Source organism: Staphylococcus sp. GDY8P119P (genome assembly GCF_017892075.1).
Lineage (GTDB): Bacteria > Bacillota > Bacilli > Staphylococcales > Staphylococcaceae > Staphylococcus > Staphylococcus ureilyticus.
In genome coordinates, this window is sequence record NZ_JAESKJ010000006.1 from 254,465 (window position 1) to 270,394 (window position 15,930).

General features: G+C 31.3%; 17 protein-coding genes. 12 read left to right on the plus strand and 5 right to left on the minus strand.

The window, feature by feature from the left end; genetic code table 11:
- Window positions 1-13: 13 nt before the first annotated feature.
- Entirely contained in the window at window positions 14-514 is a 501-nt protein-coding gene (queF, locus tag KA830_RS05255) for a preQ(1) synthase (RefSeq protein ID WP_046207405.1), read from the minus strand.
- Window positions 515-527: 13 nt separating this feature from the next.
- On the minus strand, window positions 528-1,415 hold the full coding sequence (locus KA830_RS05260; RefSeq protein WP_046207406.1) for a DMT family transporter: 888 nt from the start codon (window positions 1,413-1,415) through the stop codon (window positions 528-530).
- 710 nt (window positions 1,416-2,125) lie between these two features.
- Here KA830_RS05260 and nrdI point away from each other — a divergent pair.
- The 8 genes from nrdI (at window position 2,126) to KA830_RS05300 (ending at window position 10,721) form a co-directional block, all read left to right on the plus strand.
- Window positions 2,126-2,524, plus strand: a complete 399-nt coding sequence (nrdI, locus tag KA830_RS05265; RefSeq protein ID WP_046207407.1) for a class Ib ribonucleoside-diphosphate reductase assembly flavoprotein NrdI — start codon at window positions 2,126-2,128, stop codon at window positions 2,522-2,524.
- A complete protein-coding gene (gene nrdE / locus KA830_RS05270) occupies window positions 2,487-4,592 on the plus strand; it encodes a class 1b ribonucleoside-diphosphate reductase subunit alpha (RefSeq protein WP_046207408.1) in 2,106 nt (701 codons plus the stop codon). The genes nrdI and nrdE overlap by 38 nt, the downstream gene beginning before the upstream one ends.
- Window positions 4,593-4,830: 238 nt before the next feature.
- On the plus strand, window positions 4,831-5,799 hold the full coding sequence (gene nrdF / locus KA830_RS05275; protein ID WP_019469517.1) for a class 1b ribonucleoside-diphosphate reductase subunit beta: 969 nt from the start codon (window positions 4,831-4,833) through the stop codon (window positions 5,797-5,799).
- Window positions 5,800-6,264: 465 nt separating this feature from the next.
- Window positions 6,265-7,233, plus strand: a complete 969-nt coding sequence (locus tag KA830_RS05280; protein WP_046207409.1) for an ABC transporter permease — start codon at window positions 6,265-6,267, stop codon at window positions 7,231-7,233.
- Complete coding sequence (locus KA830_RS05285) at window positions 7,223-8,182, plus strand: iron chelate uptake ABC transporter family permease subunit (protein WP_107360119.1); 960 nt, start codon at window positions 7,223-7,225, stop codon at window positions 8,180-8,182. Before KA830_RS05280 ends, KA830_RS05285 begins: the two co-directional genes overlap by 11 nt.
- Window positions 8,179-8,979, plus strand: a complete 801-nt coding sequence (locus KA830_RS05290; RefSeq protein ID WP_046207411.1) for an iron ABC transporter ATP-binding protein — start codon at window positions 8,179-8,181, stop codon at window positions 8,977-8,979. Before KA830_RS05285 ends, KA830_RS05290 begins: the two co-directional genes overlap by 4 nt.
- A gap of 106 nt (window positions 8,980-9,085) precedes the next feature.
- Window positions 9,086-10,135 carry a ferrated catecholamine ABC transporter substrate-binding lipoprotein SstD gene (locus tag KA830_RS05295; protein WP_210134093.1) on the plus strand — a complete coding sequence of 350 codons (1,050 nt, stop codon included), beginning with the start codon at window positions 9,086-9,088 and terminating at the stop codon, window positions 10,133-10,135.
- A 256-nt stretch (window positions 10,136-10,391) separates the two neighbouring features.
- A complete protein-coding gene (locus tag KA830_RS05300) occupies window positions 10,392-10,721 on the plus strand; it encodes a PH domain-containing protein (protein ID WP_046207413.1) in 330 nt (109 codons plus the stop codon).
- Between the two features lie 128 nt (window positions 10,722-10,849).
- Here KA830_RS05300 and KA830_RS05305 read toward each other — a convergent pair whose 3' ends face one another.
- The 3 genes from KA830_RS05305 to KA830_RS05315 all read right to left on the minus strand — a co-directional run bounded on the left by KA830_RS05305 (window position 10,850) and on the right by KA830_RS05315 (window position 12,767).
- Window positions 10,850-11,164, minus strand: coding sequence for a CHY zinc finger protein (locus KA830_RS05305; RefSeq protein ID WP_204180204.1), 315 nt, complete (start codon window positions 11,162-11,164; stop codon window positions 10,850-10,852).
- A 12-nt stretch (window positions 11,165-11,176) separates the two neighbouring features.
- Window positions 11,177-12,100, minus strand: a complete 924-nt coding sequence (murB, locus tag KA830_RS05310; protein ID WP_046207415.1) for a UDP-N-acetylmuramate dehydrogenase — start codon at window positions 12,098-12,100, stop codon at window positions 11,177-11,179.
- A 124-nt stretch (window positions 12,101-12,224) separates the two neighbouring features.
- Complete coding sequence (locus tag KA830_RS05315; RefSeq protein ID WP_204180205.1) at window positions 12,225-12,767, minus strand: GrpB family protein; 543 nt, start codon at window positions 12,765-12,767, stop codon at window positions 12,225-12,227.
- 127 nt (window positions 12,768-12,894) lie between these two features.
- Between KA830_RS05315 and KA830_RS05320 the strand changes: the two genes are divergently transcribed.
- The 4 genes from KA830_RS05320 (at window position 12,895) to KA830_RS05335 (ending at window position 15,929) form a co-directional block, all read left to right on the plus strand.
- Window positions 12,895-13,782, plus strand: a complete 888-nt coding sequence (locus KA830_RS05320) for an EMYY motif lipoprotein (protein WP_046207417.1) — start codon at window positions 12,895-12,897, stop codon at window positions 13,780-13,782.
- 153 nt (window positions 13,783-13,935) lie between these two features.
- Window positions 13,936-14,256 carry a bacillithiol system redox-active protein YtxJ gene (ytxJ, locus tag KA830_RS05325; RefSeq protein ID WP_019469507.1) on the plus strand — a complete coding sequence of 107 codons (321 nt, stop codon included), beginning with the start codon at window positions 13,936-13,938 and terminating at the stop codon, window positions 14,254-14,256.
- Window positions 14,257-14,491: 235 nt separating this feature from the next.
- On the plus strand, window positions 14,492-15,616 hold the full coding sequence (locus tag KA830_RS05330) for a glycerate kinase (protein WP_064209511.1): 1,125 nt from the start codon (window positions 14,492-14,494) through the stop codon (window positions 15,614-15,616).
- A 154-nt stretch (window positions 15,617-15,770) separates the two neighbouring features.
- Window positions 15,771-15,929, plus strand: a complete 159-nt coding sequence (locus tag KA830_RS05335; RefSeq protein ID WP_210134095.1) for a hypothetical protein — start codon at window positions 15,771-15,773, stop codon at window positions 15,927-15,929.
- The last annotated feature ends 1 nt before the right edge of the window (window position 15,930 follow it).

Genomic DNA, 15,930 nt, shown 5'->3' on the forward strand with positions numbered 1-15,930 from the left:
TTATCCTATTGTATTAACGATTATCTATTTTTTCTGGATAGAGATCATGATTCATTAAACGATGTTCTGCCATTTTTTCATATTTACTGTCAGGGCGACCATAGTTTGTATAAGGATCAATAGATATACCACCACGAGGCGTGAATTTGCCCCAAACTTCTATATAATGTGGATCCATTAAGTCGATGAGATCATTCATAATAATATTCATACAGTCCTCATGAAAATCGCCATGATTTCTAAAGCTAAATAAATACAATTTTAATGATTTAGATTCTACCATTTTAATATTTGGAATATACGAAATATAAATAGTAGCAAAATCAGGTTGTCCCGTAATAGGGCATAAAGATGTAAACTCAGGACAATTAAATTTAACAAAATAATCACGGCCTGGGTGTTTATTATCAAATGATTCTAATACATCTGGTCGATAATCAAAATCATATTTATTATTTTGGTTTCCTAGTAAAGTAATATCTTTTAAATCTTCATGTTTACGTCCTTCAGACATCGTAATTGCTCCTTTAATATTTAGATTTTTGTTCCTTTTTCTGAACGGTTAACGGTTGGCGTCTTGCTTTTTCAAACATATAATAGCTTGCACCAATAATAATGATATAACCTAGAATTGCATAGAAATCTGGTGACTCACCAAATAAAATAAAACCAAATAGCGCGGTGAATATAATAGATGCGTACGTAAATATTGAAATATCTTTAGCCGGGGCAAAACTATAGGCTAAGGTAATACCTATTTGACCAGCAGCCGCAGCTAAGCCAGCACCGATTAAATAAACAACTTGCATGACAGACATTGGTTCGAATGTAAATATCGTAAATGGAATGAGTGCTATTATAGAGAAGAAAGAAAAATAAAAAACAATCGTATATGGTGCCTCTTTGCTACTTAATGCTCTAACACAAGTATAGGCACTTGCCGCGAAGATACCTGATAGTAATCCGCCAATCGCTGGAATCATAGAAGAAGAAAACTCAGGTTTCACAACGAATAACATACCAAAAATGGCTACGATCATAGCAATAAATTGGTAATTGCGTACTTTTTCATTTAAGAAAATCAAACTAAGTAGTATCGTCCAAAAAGGATTTAATTTCATTAATGTATCTGCGTCACTAAGAATCATATGGTCGATGGCATATATATTTAATAATACGCCAATTAAGCCAAGCGCAGAACGAGATATTAATAAAGGCTGGCTACTCAATTTACCAAAAAGTGGTTGTTTGTACTTAAATATAAAATACAAAGGAATAAACATTGCCACTAGATTTCTTGCCAATGATTTTTGAAAGACAGGGAGATCTCCAGCTAATCTAAAAAAAACAGACATAAAGCTAAAACCAACTGCAGAAATTAGAATAGCAATAATACCTTTTATTTTTGGATTCACATATATCGCCTCAATTTTAAAATTTTAACGTATCTATATTAGCATAGTTATTTAGAAAATGTATATATGCTTGAATTTAAAAGGGAAATATATTAAAGTATAAATACGAACAAACGTTCTGTTTATGTAGTGTTTCATTAAGAAATTTTAAAAGTAATTAAGTATAGCAATTAGTTCTAAAATATAATATATGAAGCGCAATATATAAGGCCTATGGCTAGATAATCCAGATATATCAAGCTTTAAAGAGAAATTAAAAAAAGCAAGCATTGAGCCTCTAAAAGTCGAAAAAATATTTTTTAAAAATTTAAAATTGAGTTTAAGGTTGAATTGGTGCCATTTTCATACTGTTTTCATTGTTTTGACATAAATTAAAGACTTTTAATAAGGCGATGAGTTATGTATAATGAAACACATAATATAGTATTAATGGCCAGGACGAAACACTATATATTGTGTTTTGATACGTGGTCAATTTATTTATAATAAATCAAATTTTAAGTAAAATCACACAGTTTCAGGCTTTAAATAATGACAAATAAGGCATTAATACTTAAATGTTGAGTTTTTACATACCTACTTATAGAATTACAAGTTACTATATATAGTGGTTATTTCAATCATTTAATACATTCAAAAGCAACACCTCGAAAGCCTTACAATTTTTGATTTTCCAACTTACGTATTTCTATTAGAAAGAAGGTGAGCCAATGAAAGTGGTATATTTTTCGTTTTCCGGCAATGTGCGCAGATTTATAAAAAAAACCGAACTGACAAATGTTATGGAAATCACGCAAAATAATTGTTCAGAGAGAATTGAGGAGCCATTCGTTTTGGTCACTGGGACAATAGGATTTGGTGAGGTACCCCAACCAGTTCAAGCGTTTTTAGAAGTAAATGATGATTTATTAAAAGCTGTTGCAGCTAGCGGAAACCGTAATTGGGGACAAAATTTCGCAAAAGCTGGACGATCAATTTCGGAACGTTACCAAGTTCCATTATTATTGAAGTTTGAAGTACAGGGCACTGCAGATGATATAGATGAATTTAAAGATAAGGTGGGAAATTTCAATGAAGATTATGGACGAGAAGAAATACAATCATATTGAATTAAACAATGAGGTTACAAAAAGAAAAGATAATGGTTTCTTTAATTTGGAAAAGGATCAAGAAGCGCTAGCAGTTTATTTAGAAGAGATTCAAGATAAGACAATCTATTTTGATACTGAAATTGAACGCTTACATTATCTCGTGGATAACGATTTTTATTTTGACGTTTTTGAAAAATATTCAGAAGCGGATTTACAAGAAATTACAGATTATGCTAAAAGTATTGACTTTCGTTTTGCCAGTTATATGTCAGCAAGTAAATTCTTTAAAGACTATGCGTTGAAGACAAACGATAAAACACAGTTCTTAGAAGATTATAAGCAACATGTTGTGATTGTTGCACTATATCTAGCAAATGGTCATAAACCAACAGCTAGACAACTTATCTCAGCTATGATTGAACAACGTTATCAACCAGCAACGCCAACGTTTTTAAATGCTGGGCGTGCGCGTCGTGGTGAGCTTGTGTCATGTTTCTTACTAGAAGTAGACGACAGTTTAAATTCAATCAATTTTATAGATTCTACAGCGAAACAGTTAAGTAAAATTGGTGGCGGTGTTGCTATCAACTTATCTAAATTGCGTGCTAGAGGAGAAGCGATTAAAGGTATTAAAGGCGTGGCAAAAGGTGTATTACCTGTTGCTAAATCTCTTGAAGGTGGATTTAGCTATGCTGACCAATTAGGACAACGTCCTGGGGCTGGTGCTGTGTACTTAAATATTTTCCATTATGATGTAGAAGAATTTTTAGATACTAAAAAAGTTAACGCGGATGAAGATTTACGATTATCAACTATTTCTACTGGTTTAATTGTACCTTCAAAATTCTTTGAACTGGCAAAAGAAGGTAAAGACTTTTATATGTTCGCACCACATACAGTTTATAATGAATATGGTGTAACGTTAGATGACATTAATTTAGATGAATACTACGAAAGTTTAGTAGCCAATCCAAATGTTGATAAAAAGAAAAAAGATGCTCGTGAAATGCTAAATATGATTGCACAAACACAACTGCAATCTGGTTATCCTTATCTAATGTTTAAAGATAATGCGAATAAAGTACATCCTAACTCTAATATTGGTCAAATTAAAATGAGTAACTTATGTACAGAAATCTTCCAATTACAAGAAACGTCTATTATTAACGATTATGGTATCGAAGACGAAATAAAACGTGATATATCTTGTAACTTAGGATCTTTAAATATTGTTAATGTTATGGAATCTGGAAAATTTAAAGATTCAGTGCACACAGGCATGGATGCATTGACAGTGGTCAGTGATGAAGCAAATATACAAAATGCGCCAGGTGTTAGAAAAGCTAATAGTGAATTACATTCAGTTGGATTAGGCGTTATGAATCTACATGGTTATCTAGCTAAAAATAAAATTGGTTATGAATCTGAAGAAGCAAAAGATTTTGCTAACATATTCTTCATGATGATGAACTATTATTCAATTGAAAGATCCATGGAAATTGCAAAAGATAGACAAGAAACATTTAAAGACTTTGATAAATCAGATTATGCGAATGGGAAATATTTTGAGTTTTACACTTCGCAAACGTTTGCACCAAAATATGAAAAAGTACGTAAATTATTTGAAGGTTTAGAAATTCCTACACCTGAAGATTGGAAAGCATTACAAAAAGAAGTTGAAACTCACGGCTTATTCCACGCATATCGTTTAGCGATTGCACCAACACAAAGCATTTCTTATGTTCAAAATGCGACAAGTTCAGTTATGCCGATAGTTGACCAAATTGAGCGCCGTACTTACGGTAATGCAGAAACGTTTTATCCAATGCCATTCTTATCACCAGAAACAATGTGGTACTACAAATCCGCATTCAATACTGATCAAATGAAATTAATCGATTTAATTGCTACGATCCAAACACATGTTGATCAAGGTATTTCTACAATTCTTTATGTAAACTCAGAGATATCAACACGTGAATTATCTAGATTATATGTTTATGCACATCATAAAGGGTTGAAATCTTTATATTACACTAGAAATAAATTATTAAGTGTTGAAGAATGTACGAGTTGTGCAATATAAAACGAGGCTATCTAATTTAATGAACAAGGAAATATGAATCTTGAAATATCGCATATGTTTTAAAAACAAAAAGGTAATGCATTAAGTGAACATGATTTAAATTAAAGTGTATCAACATTATAGAAATAGAGTCACTTATGCAGAGGGATAGTAAATCTAAAGATATATTTAGATTTCTGTCCCACTTTCTGTGTTTTATAATTCAAATAAATATTTACTGGATAGGGGAATTATCTAAATGAAAGCAGTCAATTGGAATACTCAAGAAGATATGACAAATATGTTTTGGCGACAAAATATTTCGCAAATGTGGGTAGAAACTGAATTTAAAGTTTCAAAAGATATTGCAAGTTGGAAAACATTATCCGATGAAGAAAAAAACGCATTTAAAAAAGCATTAGCAGGTTTAACTGGTCTGGATACACACCAAGCAGATGATGGCATGCCATTAATCATGTTACATACTACAGATTTACGTAAAAAAGCGGTTTATTCCTTTATGGCGATGATGGAACAAATTCATGCTAAAAGTTATTCTCACATCTTTACAACTTTATTACCATCTAGCGAAACAAACTACTTATTAGATAAATGGGTCCTAGAAGAGCCACATTTGAAATTTAAATCGGATAAAATTGTAAATAATTATCATAAATTATGGGGTAAAGAAGCATCGATTTATGATCAATATATCGCACGTGTATCAAGTGTTTTTCTAGAAACATTTTTATTCTATTCTGGTTTCTATTACCCATTATATTTAGCTGGGCAAGGTAAAATGACAACCTCAGGAGAAATCATTCGTAAAATTTTATTAGATGAATCTATTCATGGTGTGTTTACTGGGATGGATGCGCAAAGTTTACGAAATGAATTGTCTGAAAGTGAAAAACAACAAGCAGACCAAGAAATGTATAAACTATTAGATGAATTATATAAAAACGAAGTTTCTTATACACAATCTTTATATGATGACATCGGTTTAACTGAAGATGTGCTTAACTATGTAAGATATAATGGTAACAAAGCATTATCAAACCTTGGATTTGATCCTTACTTTGAAGAGAGAGAATTTAATCCAATTATCGAAAATGCGCTAGATACATCTACAAAAAACCATGATTTCTTCTCTGTTAAAGGCGATGGTTATACATTAGCGCTAAACGTTGAAGCATTACAAGATGAAGATTTTATTTTTGAAGACTAAATTGCGACCATTTCAACTATCATAATAATATAAAATTTAGTGATTGCAGATGTCTGAAATATAAGCAATTTTTAATCACCAAAAAACGTCAGTTTCTATTGAAATTATATAGAAATTGACGTTTTTTTAATTTGTATAAGTTTCGTTCGATGTACTACAATTTACAAATTTTATGCCAATACAACTAATTCGAACACTAATTTTGTCTTACGTAATAGTTAAATGAGTGATTCAAGTGAAACGACAAAAATTTCTATAAATACTTGAGTATAAAATGAAAGTACTTGATTAAATGTCTTAGTTTCTAATTTAGATATTTTTAACGTAAATGGAGAATTGTTTTGATAATCTCTATTATTGCTATTGAATTTACTTGCAAAGATGATAAAATTTAATTTATAGGTATTGATAATGATTATCACATTCAATACGATATAGCGTTTATGAAAGGATTAATTACTCACTATGAAATTTTTACTAAATGGCGTTGTCTTAGCTATTATTTTATTCTTTTTAACTATCCTTTCTTTATTTATAGGCGTTAGTAAAGTATCGATTACTGATATTTTTCATTTAACGCATGAACAAATAAATATCATCGTGTCTAGTAGGATCCCCAGAACTATAAGTATTTTAATCTCTGGAAGTACTTTAGCGCTTTCTGGACTTATTATGCAGCAGATGATGCAAAATAAATTTGTGAGTCCAACGACAGCAGGGACAATGGAATGGGCCAAGTTAGGTATTTTAATATCAATGATATTTTTTCCACAAGAGAATATTATTATTAAATTAATATTTGCAGTAATATTAAGCATCGGTGGCACATTCTTATTTGTTAAATTAGTACAGTACATACGATTCACAGATGTTATTTTTATTCCACTTTTAGGTATTATGCTTGGTGGTATTGTGTCTAGCTTAGCGACATTTCTTGCTTTAAGAACGAATACTGTACAAAGTGTAGGCAACTGGCTTAACGGAAATTTTGCTATCATTACGAGTGGTAGATATGAAATATTATACTTAAGCATTCCTTTATTAATACTTACATATATATTTGCTAATCATTTCACGATTGCAGGGATGGGGAAAGATTTTAGTAATAACTTAGGCGTTAACTATGAAAAAATAATAAATATTGGTTTATTTATCACTGCAACTATAACAGCGCTTGTAGTTGTTACAGTGGGGACATTACCATTTTTAGGCCTCATTGTTCCGAATATTGTGTCAATTTTTAGAGGTGATCATTTAAAACAAGCATTGCCTCATACAGCAATGTTAGGGGCAGTATTTGTTATGTTTTCTGACATAATTGGTAGGATTATTGTCTATCCATATGAAATAAATATTGGTTTAACAATTGGTGTCTTTGGCACGATTATTTTCTTAATCTTATTGATGAAAGGAAGACATAATTATGCAGATTAGTGCTAAATCAAAGTTAATGATATTAATCGCTATCACTTTATGTGTTGCTTTAATTTATCTTTTCATCGGTATTGATTTCGAAATTTTTAGATACCAGTTTATCAGCCGTTTTAGAAAATTAGTGCTTATGCTATTGGTAGGTGGAGCAATTGCAGCTTCAGTAGTCATTTTTCAGGCAATTACAACGAATCGTTTGTTAACACCGTCGATTATGGGGCTTGATGCTGTATATATGTTTGTGAAAGTATTGCTAGTATTTGTGTTTGGTGTACAGTCTGCATTTGTTACTAATATATATTTAAGTTTTGCTACTTCACTGTTAGTAATGGTTGTATTTTCACTATTACTATTTCAAGGTATCTTTAGAATTGGTGATGTGTCAATATACTTTATTTTACTCATAGGAGTTATTTTAGGCACTTTCTTCAGAAGTATCACTGGATTTTTAGAACTGATTATTAATCCTGAAGACTTTTTGGCAGTTCAGAGTTCAATGTTTGCCAATTTTGATGCTTCCAATAGTAAATTGGTGATGCTGTGCGGAGTTATATTAATGATATTAATTCTTATTACAGTGATTGCGATACCGTATTTAGATGTACTTTTATTAGGCAAAGACCAAGCAATTAATTTAGGTTTGTCTTATAAAATGGTTACAAGATTATTACTTATACTTGTTGCGATATTAGTATCCATCTCTACTTCATTGGTAGGTCCAATTACATTTTTAGGATTGTTAACAGTTAATCTAGCACACGAATTGATGAAAACCTATGAACATAAATATATATTACCGGCAACGATTTGTTTAAGTTGGTTGAGTTTATTTATTGCACAGAGTGTAGTGGAAAATTTATTTGAAGCGACGACGCAAGTGAGTATCATTATAGACTTAGTAGGTGGAACGTACTTTATCTATCTATTAATTAAAAGGAGACATGCGAATTGATACGTGTTCAAGGATTGACTAAAACGATTCAAGATAAAACGATTTTAAATGACATTAATGTAGAAATCAGTAAAGGGCGTTTAACTTCAATGATAGGTCCAAACGGCGCTGGTAAGAGTACCTTATTATCAGCAATCACACGCTTGATTGATTTCGATAAAGGAACTATTGAGATTGAGGGGAAAGCTATATCTGAATATAAAAGTAATGAGTTATCTAAAAAATTATCTATTTTGAAACAGGCCAATCATACTGAGTTAAATATTACTGTGGAGCAACTTGTTAATTTTGGAAGATTTCCATATTCGAAAGGACGCTTAAATGAGGCGGATCGAGCGCAAGTTGAGTATGCACTTGAGTTATTGAATCTTAAAGAAATTAGACACCGTTACTTAAAAACATTGTCAGGTGGTCAACGACAACGTGCATATGTAGCTATGACGATAGCACAGGACACAGAGTATATTTTGCTTGATGAACCATTAAATAATTTAGACATGAAACATTCAGTTCAAATTATGAAAACATTACGTCAACTTGCTAAATCCCTCAATAAAACTATTGTTGTTGTCATTCATGATATTAATTTTGCTTCGTGCTATTCAGATGACATCATTGCATTGAAAGATGGAGAAATGGTCAAAGCAAGTACTAAAGATGAAGTTATACAAGAAGATACGCTTAAGACACTATATGATATGGACGTTAAAATTGAAGACATTCGCGGACAACGTATTTGTGTATATTTTGATGAAGAAACAGCAGAGTATGAACTATCGATATTACAATCAGTCTAAAATGAAATGGTTGTTAATGAAGGGAGTGATGCAACTGCAACGTTGTTCATTTTAAAAGGCATATTGAAATGGTGATTAACTTTATTATTCCAGGAGGATTAAACATATGAAGAAATTTGCTTTATTTATGGTTATAGGTTTAATGTTTTTATTAGTAGCATGTAATAATGGAGGTTCAGACGACAAAAAGTCATCTGACACAAAATCAGATAATAATGAATCAAATAAAACAGTTAAGATAGAAAATAATTATAAAGCTAATGGCGAAAAGCGTGATGGCAGTGACGCAAAATCTGTAAAAGAATCAGTTGATGTTCCAGTAAATCCTAAAAATGCAGTTGTCTTTGATTATGGTGCATTAGATACATTAAAAGAGTTAGGACTTGAAGATAAAGTTAAAGCACTTCCTAAAGGTGAAGATGCTAAATCATTACCAGATTTCTTAAGTGAATTTAAAAGTGATAAATATTTAAATACTGGTAGTTTGAAAGAAGTGAATTTTGACAAAGTTGCAGAAGCAAAACCTGAGGTAATATTCATATCTGGACGTACAGCTAACCAAAAAAACTTGGATGAATTTAAAAAAGCAGCACCAGATGCTAAAGTTGTTTACATAGGCGTAGATAATAAAGATGAAGTTAAGTCGCTTAAAGCCAACGCTGAAAAAATAGGTAAAATTTATCAAAAAGAAGATGAAGTTAAGTCTCTTAATAAAAAATTAGACGATAAAATCGCAGGTATAAAAGAAAAAACAAAAGATTTAAAAGATCAAAAAGCGTTATATTTATTAGTAAATGAAGGTGAATTATCAACATTTGGTCCAGGTGAACGTTTTGGTTCTATGATATTTAATACAATGGGCTTTACACCAGCAGATAAAGAAATTAAAGAAAGTAATCATGGACAAAATGTTACAAATGAATATGTTGCAGAAAAAAATCCTGGTATTATTTTTGCGATGGACCGCGGACAAGCTGTAGCAGGTAAATCTACTGCTAAAAAAGCATTGAGCAATGATGTCATCAAAGATGTTGATGCGATTAAACATAGTAAAGTATATGAATTGGATCCAAAACTTTGGTACTTCTCAAGTGGTTCAACAACAACTGCAATTAAACAAATTGAAGAAGTTGAGAAAGCATTAGATAAAAAATAATAATAGGCATAAGTGGGGATTGTCTTAATAACGTATACTAAAAGCAGTGAAAATCACTTTAAACGTGAATTCACTGCTTTTTTAATATGGTATAGTCTTGCTTACCGGTTGTTAATAAATGTGACAGGGATGCGCTTGATTAGTCTCAATTGTTTTTTGTTTGGCTCAGTACTAAAATGACATTGAGCACTTAAGTAATAAATTGAGTTGAAAACTTGTATAATGAATAAAAATAGTAAAAGAAGGTGACATAAAAATGATTTTAGATAATGTGAACCCAAATGATTTATTTCCAACAGAAAAGAAAGGTCCCAGTGTATTGGGTACGATAGAGTATTCTGTACAAGGTTCTACAGAATTTGAAGGTGCGTTTATTGCTACAAACGAACGCATTATTTTAAATGTAGATATGAATGGGGAATTCTATTATAGAAGTATAGGTTATGATGAAGTAGAGAAAATTACATACGAAGACGGTCGCATTCATTTCACATTTAATATTGGACCAATGCCGATGAAAGATATACAAAAAGGTGATGCAGAAGCGTTTGTACAATTTGTAAAGGACAAAATAAACATTCAATAAGAAGATAGTGTTTGAGAGAACGTGCCTTTACTATGTTTAAAATGGATTTACGATATTTGAATATATCAAAGAGAGAGACAGAAATTAGAAAAATAAATTTCTGTCTCTCTCTTATTGTTAAACGCCAATTATATAGAAAAGTACGTGCTGTAATGATATTTACAGCGATTATTAAAATGGGCATCACAGTTTGGACAAGCTTCAATCGACATATATGCATTGATTGTCATTTCATGTTTACATACACCACATAAAATAGCTTTTGTATTAAACGCTTCAGTTTTCCATCTCTGTATTGGGTGAGAGGTGTCTTCATTATGACATTTATAACATGGATAATATTTATTACAGCATTTGAATTTAATTGCTATTACATCTAACGGTGTATGGTAGTGTGTACAACGTGTCTCGCTATCTACAGTTGCACCATATATTTTTGGCATCTTATAACACTCCTAACGTTCAATAGGATGCTCACCGATGATTCTAACTTCTGGATGAAGTTCAACATCAAATTTAGCTTTAACTGTTTTTTGTACGTGATGTATTAAATCTTCGTAATCAGTTGCAGTACCTTTATCTACGTTTACCATAAAACCTGCATGTTTCTTTGATACTTCTACGCCACCTATGCGATAGCCTTGTAGATTTGAATCTTGTATTAATTTACCAGCAAAATGTCCTGGTGGTCGTTGAAAGACGCTGCCACAAGATGGATATTCTAGTGGCTGTTTTGTTTCCCTTCTTTCAGTCAAATCATCCATTTTCTCTTGGATATCTTGTAGATTGCCAGGCGTTAATGTAAATGCAGCTTCTAATACAACTAAGTGTTCTTTTTGAACGATACTATTACGATAATCTAACTCAAGCTCTTTGTTTGTTAGTGTGATTAAGTCTCCTTTTTCATTAACGCATAGGGCATAATCGATACAATCTTTGACTTCACCACCATAAGCCCCCGCATTCATAAATACAGCACCGCCAATTGACCCTGGGATACCACAGGCAAACTCCAATCCAGTTAGTGCATTGTCTCGTGCAGTACGTGATACATCAATAATTGCAGCACCACTTCCTGAGATGATTGCATCATCTGAAACATCAATATAATCTAACTGGAGTAAACTGATGACAATGCCTCTAATTCCACCTTCTCGGATAATAATGTTTGAACCATTCCCTAAATACGTGACGGGGATATCGTTTGTGTAAGCAAAATGGACGATAGCTTGTACATGCTCATTTTGCGTTGGAGATAAGTAATAATCTGCTTGACCTCCCGTTTCAGTGTATGTATAGCGTTTTAGTGGTTCGTCAACTTTTATAATATTTTTTGGAACTATTGCTTCTAATTCTTTTAAGATGTCATCTTTATGCAATTATAGAACATCCTTTCCTGTTGAATTCATTTATATATTATACCAATGATTTAACTTGTTTGCTAAACAGTATATCGCTTTATTGAAAACGATTCAGTTTATTTATTCTTTTAATGATTAAACGTTAGTGATGTGTGTTCGATAAATCTTTATTAATTTCACGGAGTAGTTGTTTAAAAAGTAATTGTTTCTGATTTTCGTATTCACGAATTGGCGCTGTATCAGTTGTTAAATTGTACTTTTGTTTTCCGAAGTGAGTTGCTGAAGATGCATTGATTGTTAAATAATAATTTGTCTTCAGATAATCATTATAAAGTTGTGAGTCTATTTGAACAATATGTAATCGAGCAATTTGTTTTAAATCAATGAGATTATTAAATTGAGCCATAACTACTTTTTTGTGATATGGATGATGAAGTCTATAAAAACCTTGATAATTTAGTCTTTTTTCATCTAAAGCAGTGATATCATGTAAATCATCTACCCCTACTAATACATCTAAAATAGGTTCAGTAGGGTAGTTGAAGTGGCTAGTCCCTCCAATATGATGTGTTGTTTTTACTGGTGTATCTAAAAGGGTCAATAATTTATGACGTAGCATCTTATATTGTTTAATAAAAGTTTGCTGAACATCTTCTTTGATAAAAGGTTGAACATCCGAATACATTGAAATAAATCACTCCTTTAAATGATCAAAATAAATTGTTAAACTATAAATTCTGGAATAATATATCATATATTATTTTCAAGTTAAATAAGTTTCTGTATAATACGTAATGATAAGGAGTGCAGAAATGAAAAAATTAATGTGCTTTGTTTTATTAGTTTGTTTTGCTGTCGTAATTGTTGCTTGCGGACATGAAGGTGCCAACGAATTTAAAGATTTCGATAGCACTTTAAATGATGTAAAGCAAAAAGAAAAGGCGTTCAATAAAGAAATGGATTCTATTGATTTAGAAAACATTAATGATTTAAGTAAAACAGATATGACTGATAAAAACAAAAAAGAATTTAATCAATTGCAAAACAATTTGAATAGCAGGTTAACACCTAAATTTGAAGCATATGAGAAAGCTACAAAAAATCTGCCAGCACAGTCCGAAGAAACCAAGGAATTAAAATCTAAATATTTAACATCAATCAAAAAGAAAAAAGCTGCGATTGACGAACTTAAAACATTTGTTGATTTATACAATCAGTCAGTTAAAGCAAATGAAGATATTTTAGATTATACAAAACTTTTTGAAAAGAATAGATCACAAGTAGAAGAAAATATGAAAAAAGCTAATAATGCAGGTGAAAGTGTTAAAGGCTTTAAAGAGAAATTAGAACAAAATAATAAAGATTTAAAAAATACAGCGGAAAAAGAATCAAATGCTAGAAGTGCTAAATCAGAGCAACAAGCCATTGAAAATCAAATTATGCCATTAATAAAAAAACAAATTAAAGACTTAAACAAGGCAGAAATTACAGATGGTTATGTGAATGATGCGCGTAAAAATACGATTGAGATGTACTACAGCTTACAAAATTACTATGAAACAAGAGAAGAGACAATTGAAATTGGTGAAGCAATAGCTAAAATAGACATCAATCAATTACCGAAAGAAAGTAAAGATTTAAAACAATATGATAAGGATTTTAATAAAAAATATGCCGAAATAAAAGGTAAATATCAATAATAAATTATTCAATTAAGTTATGAGATTTGTAATAAACTGTTAACAATAAAAAGGTAATTGTGTATAATTGGAAACAATGATATGTGAATATCATTGGAATTTCACACTTTTAGATACAATGTGGTGTGTTAAATATTTTTAGAGGTGAATAGAATGGCTATAAAGCTGAGTTCGATTGACCAGTTTGAGCAAGTTTTAGAAGAAAATAAATATGTATTTGTGCTGAAGCATAGTGAAACATGTCCTATTTCAGCCAATGCTATTGATCAATTTAACAAATTTTTATATGAAAGAGATATGGATGGTTATTATTTAATCGTACAACAAGAAAGAGCTTTATCAGATTATATAGAAGAAAAAACGAATGTAAAACATGAATCGCCACAAGCATTTTATTTTGTGAAGGGACAAGCGATTTGGAATGCAAGTCACGATCATATTAATGTGAAATCTTTGGCAGGCGCTGAAGAGTAAAAAAATAAATATTTAAAAAAGAAACGCTTGTTAAGCTTTAAGTTATATTAAAAGGTTTAGCAAGCGTTTCTTATAATGTGAAAAATTGTGTTTTGGCATGTATAATATAAAGTTGAATTAGTCATAAATCCACGGGTAATTGAATATTGATCATTTTATCAGGCGTGGTATTCGCGTCAATTTAAAAATAAAGCTATGAAAAATGTAAGGTAATATGAATATTAGAGGTGACAAAATGAAAGTATTAGTAGCGATGGATGAATTTAATGGTATTATATCTAGCTATCAAGCCAATCGGTATGTAGAAGAAGCGGTTGCTAGCCAAATAGAGAAAGCGGATATCGTACAAGTACCGTTGTTTAATGGTCGGCATGAATTGATGGATTCTGTCTTTTTATGGCAATCAGGTACCAAATACAGAGTGGTTGCCCATGATGCAGATATGAATGAAGTAGAAGCAGTTTATGGTATTACAGATAATGGCATGACAATTATTGAAGGCAATCTATTTTTAAAAGGACAACGACCAATTATAGAAAGAACAAGTTATGGTTTAGGTGAAATTATACTTGATGCAATAGAAAATGGTGCTGAACATTTAATTATTTCGTTAGGTGCTATTGGTAGTTTTGACGGTGGTGCTGGTATGCTTCAAGCACTCGGAGCTAAATTTTATGATGACGAAGCGCAAGAAATCGATGTTACGCAAGGCAGTCGTGTACTAAAATATATTAGACGTATAGATGTTTCTCAAGTTAATCCAAAATTGAAAGATATGAGAATTCAACTTATGTCAGATTTTGATAGTAAATTATATGGTAAAAATAGTGAAATTATGCAAACATATGAAAATTACCAAATTTCGCATCAAGAAGCGGCTGAGGTAGATAATTTAATTTGGTATTTAAGTGAGATGTTTAAAGCTGAATTGAAAATTGCACTAGGGCCTATTCAAAGAGGTGGCGCTGGTGGAGGTATAGCTGCAGTGTTAAACGGCTTATATGATGCTGAGATTATGACAAGTCATGAACTAGTGGATCAGATTACACATTTAGAATCATTAATTCAACAAGCAGATTTAATAATATTTGGTGAAGGTGTGAACGAACAAGATCAAATTTTAGAAACGACGACCGTTCGCTTAGCTGAGTTAGCTACAAAATATAATAAACCGTCGATTGCCATTTGTGCTACTGATGATAAATTTGATTTGTTTGAATCGATGGGTGTAACAGCAATGTTTAATACATTTATCGAAATGCCGCAATCCTTTACAGATTTTAAAATGGGCATTCAAATTAGACATTATACGGTTCAAGCGATTAAGTTATTGAAAACACAATTTGATGTTAATCAATAAAACAAGCATGCATCGTTGTCTATTGATGTGCTAGAACGATAAAATTACTAATTAAACATCGGCAAAAGTGCCCTGAACATCTTGTACCAAGTAAAACCGCCAATTTCTGTAGATTTACAATAGAAATTGACGGTTTTTTTAATAGCGTTTAGAGATGATGAAAAATAGCACCATTATAACGATGACACCTGATGGCATTGTAGCTTTAAGCAAGCATAACATTGCAAAAGGTATGGGAACGTGGACTAGAAATGTATGCATAACCAAAATGATAAAACATAAATTTAAAAAAGAGGATGGAACAGAAATCTGAT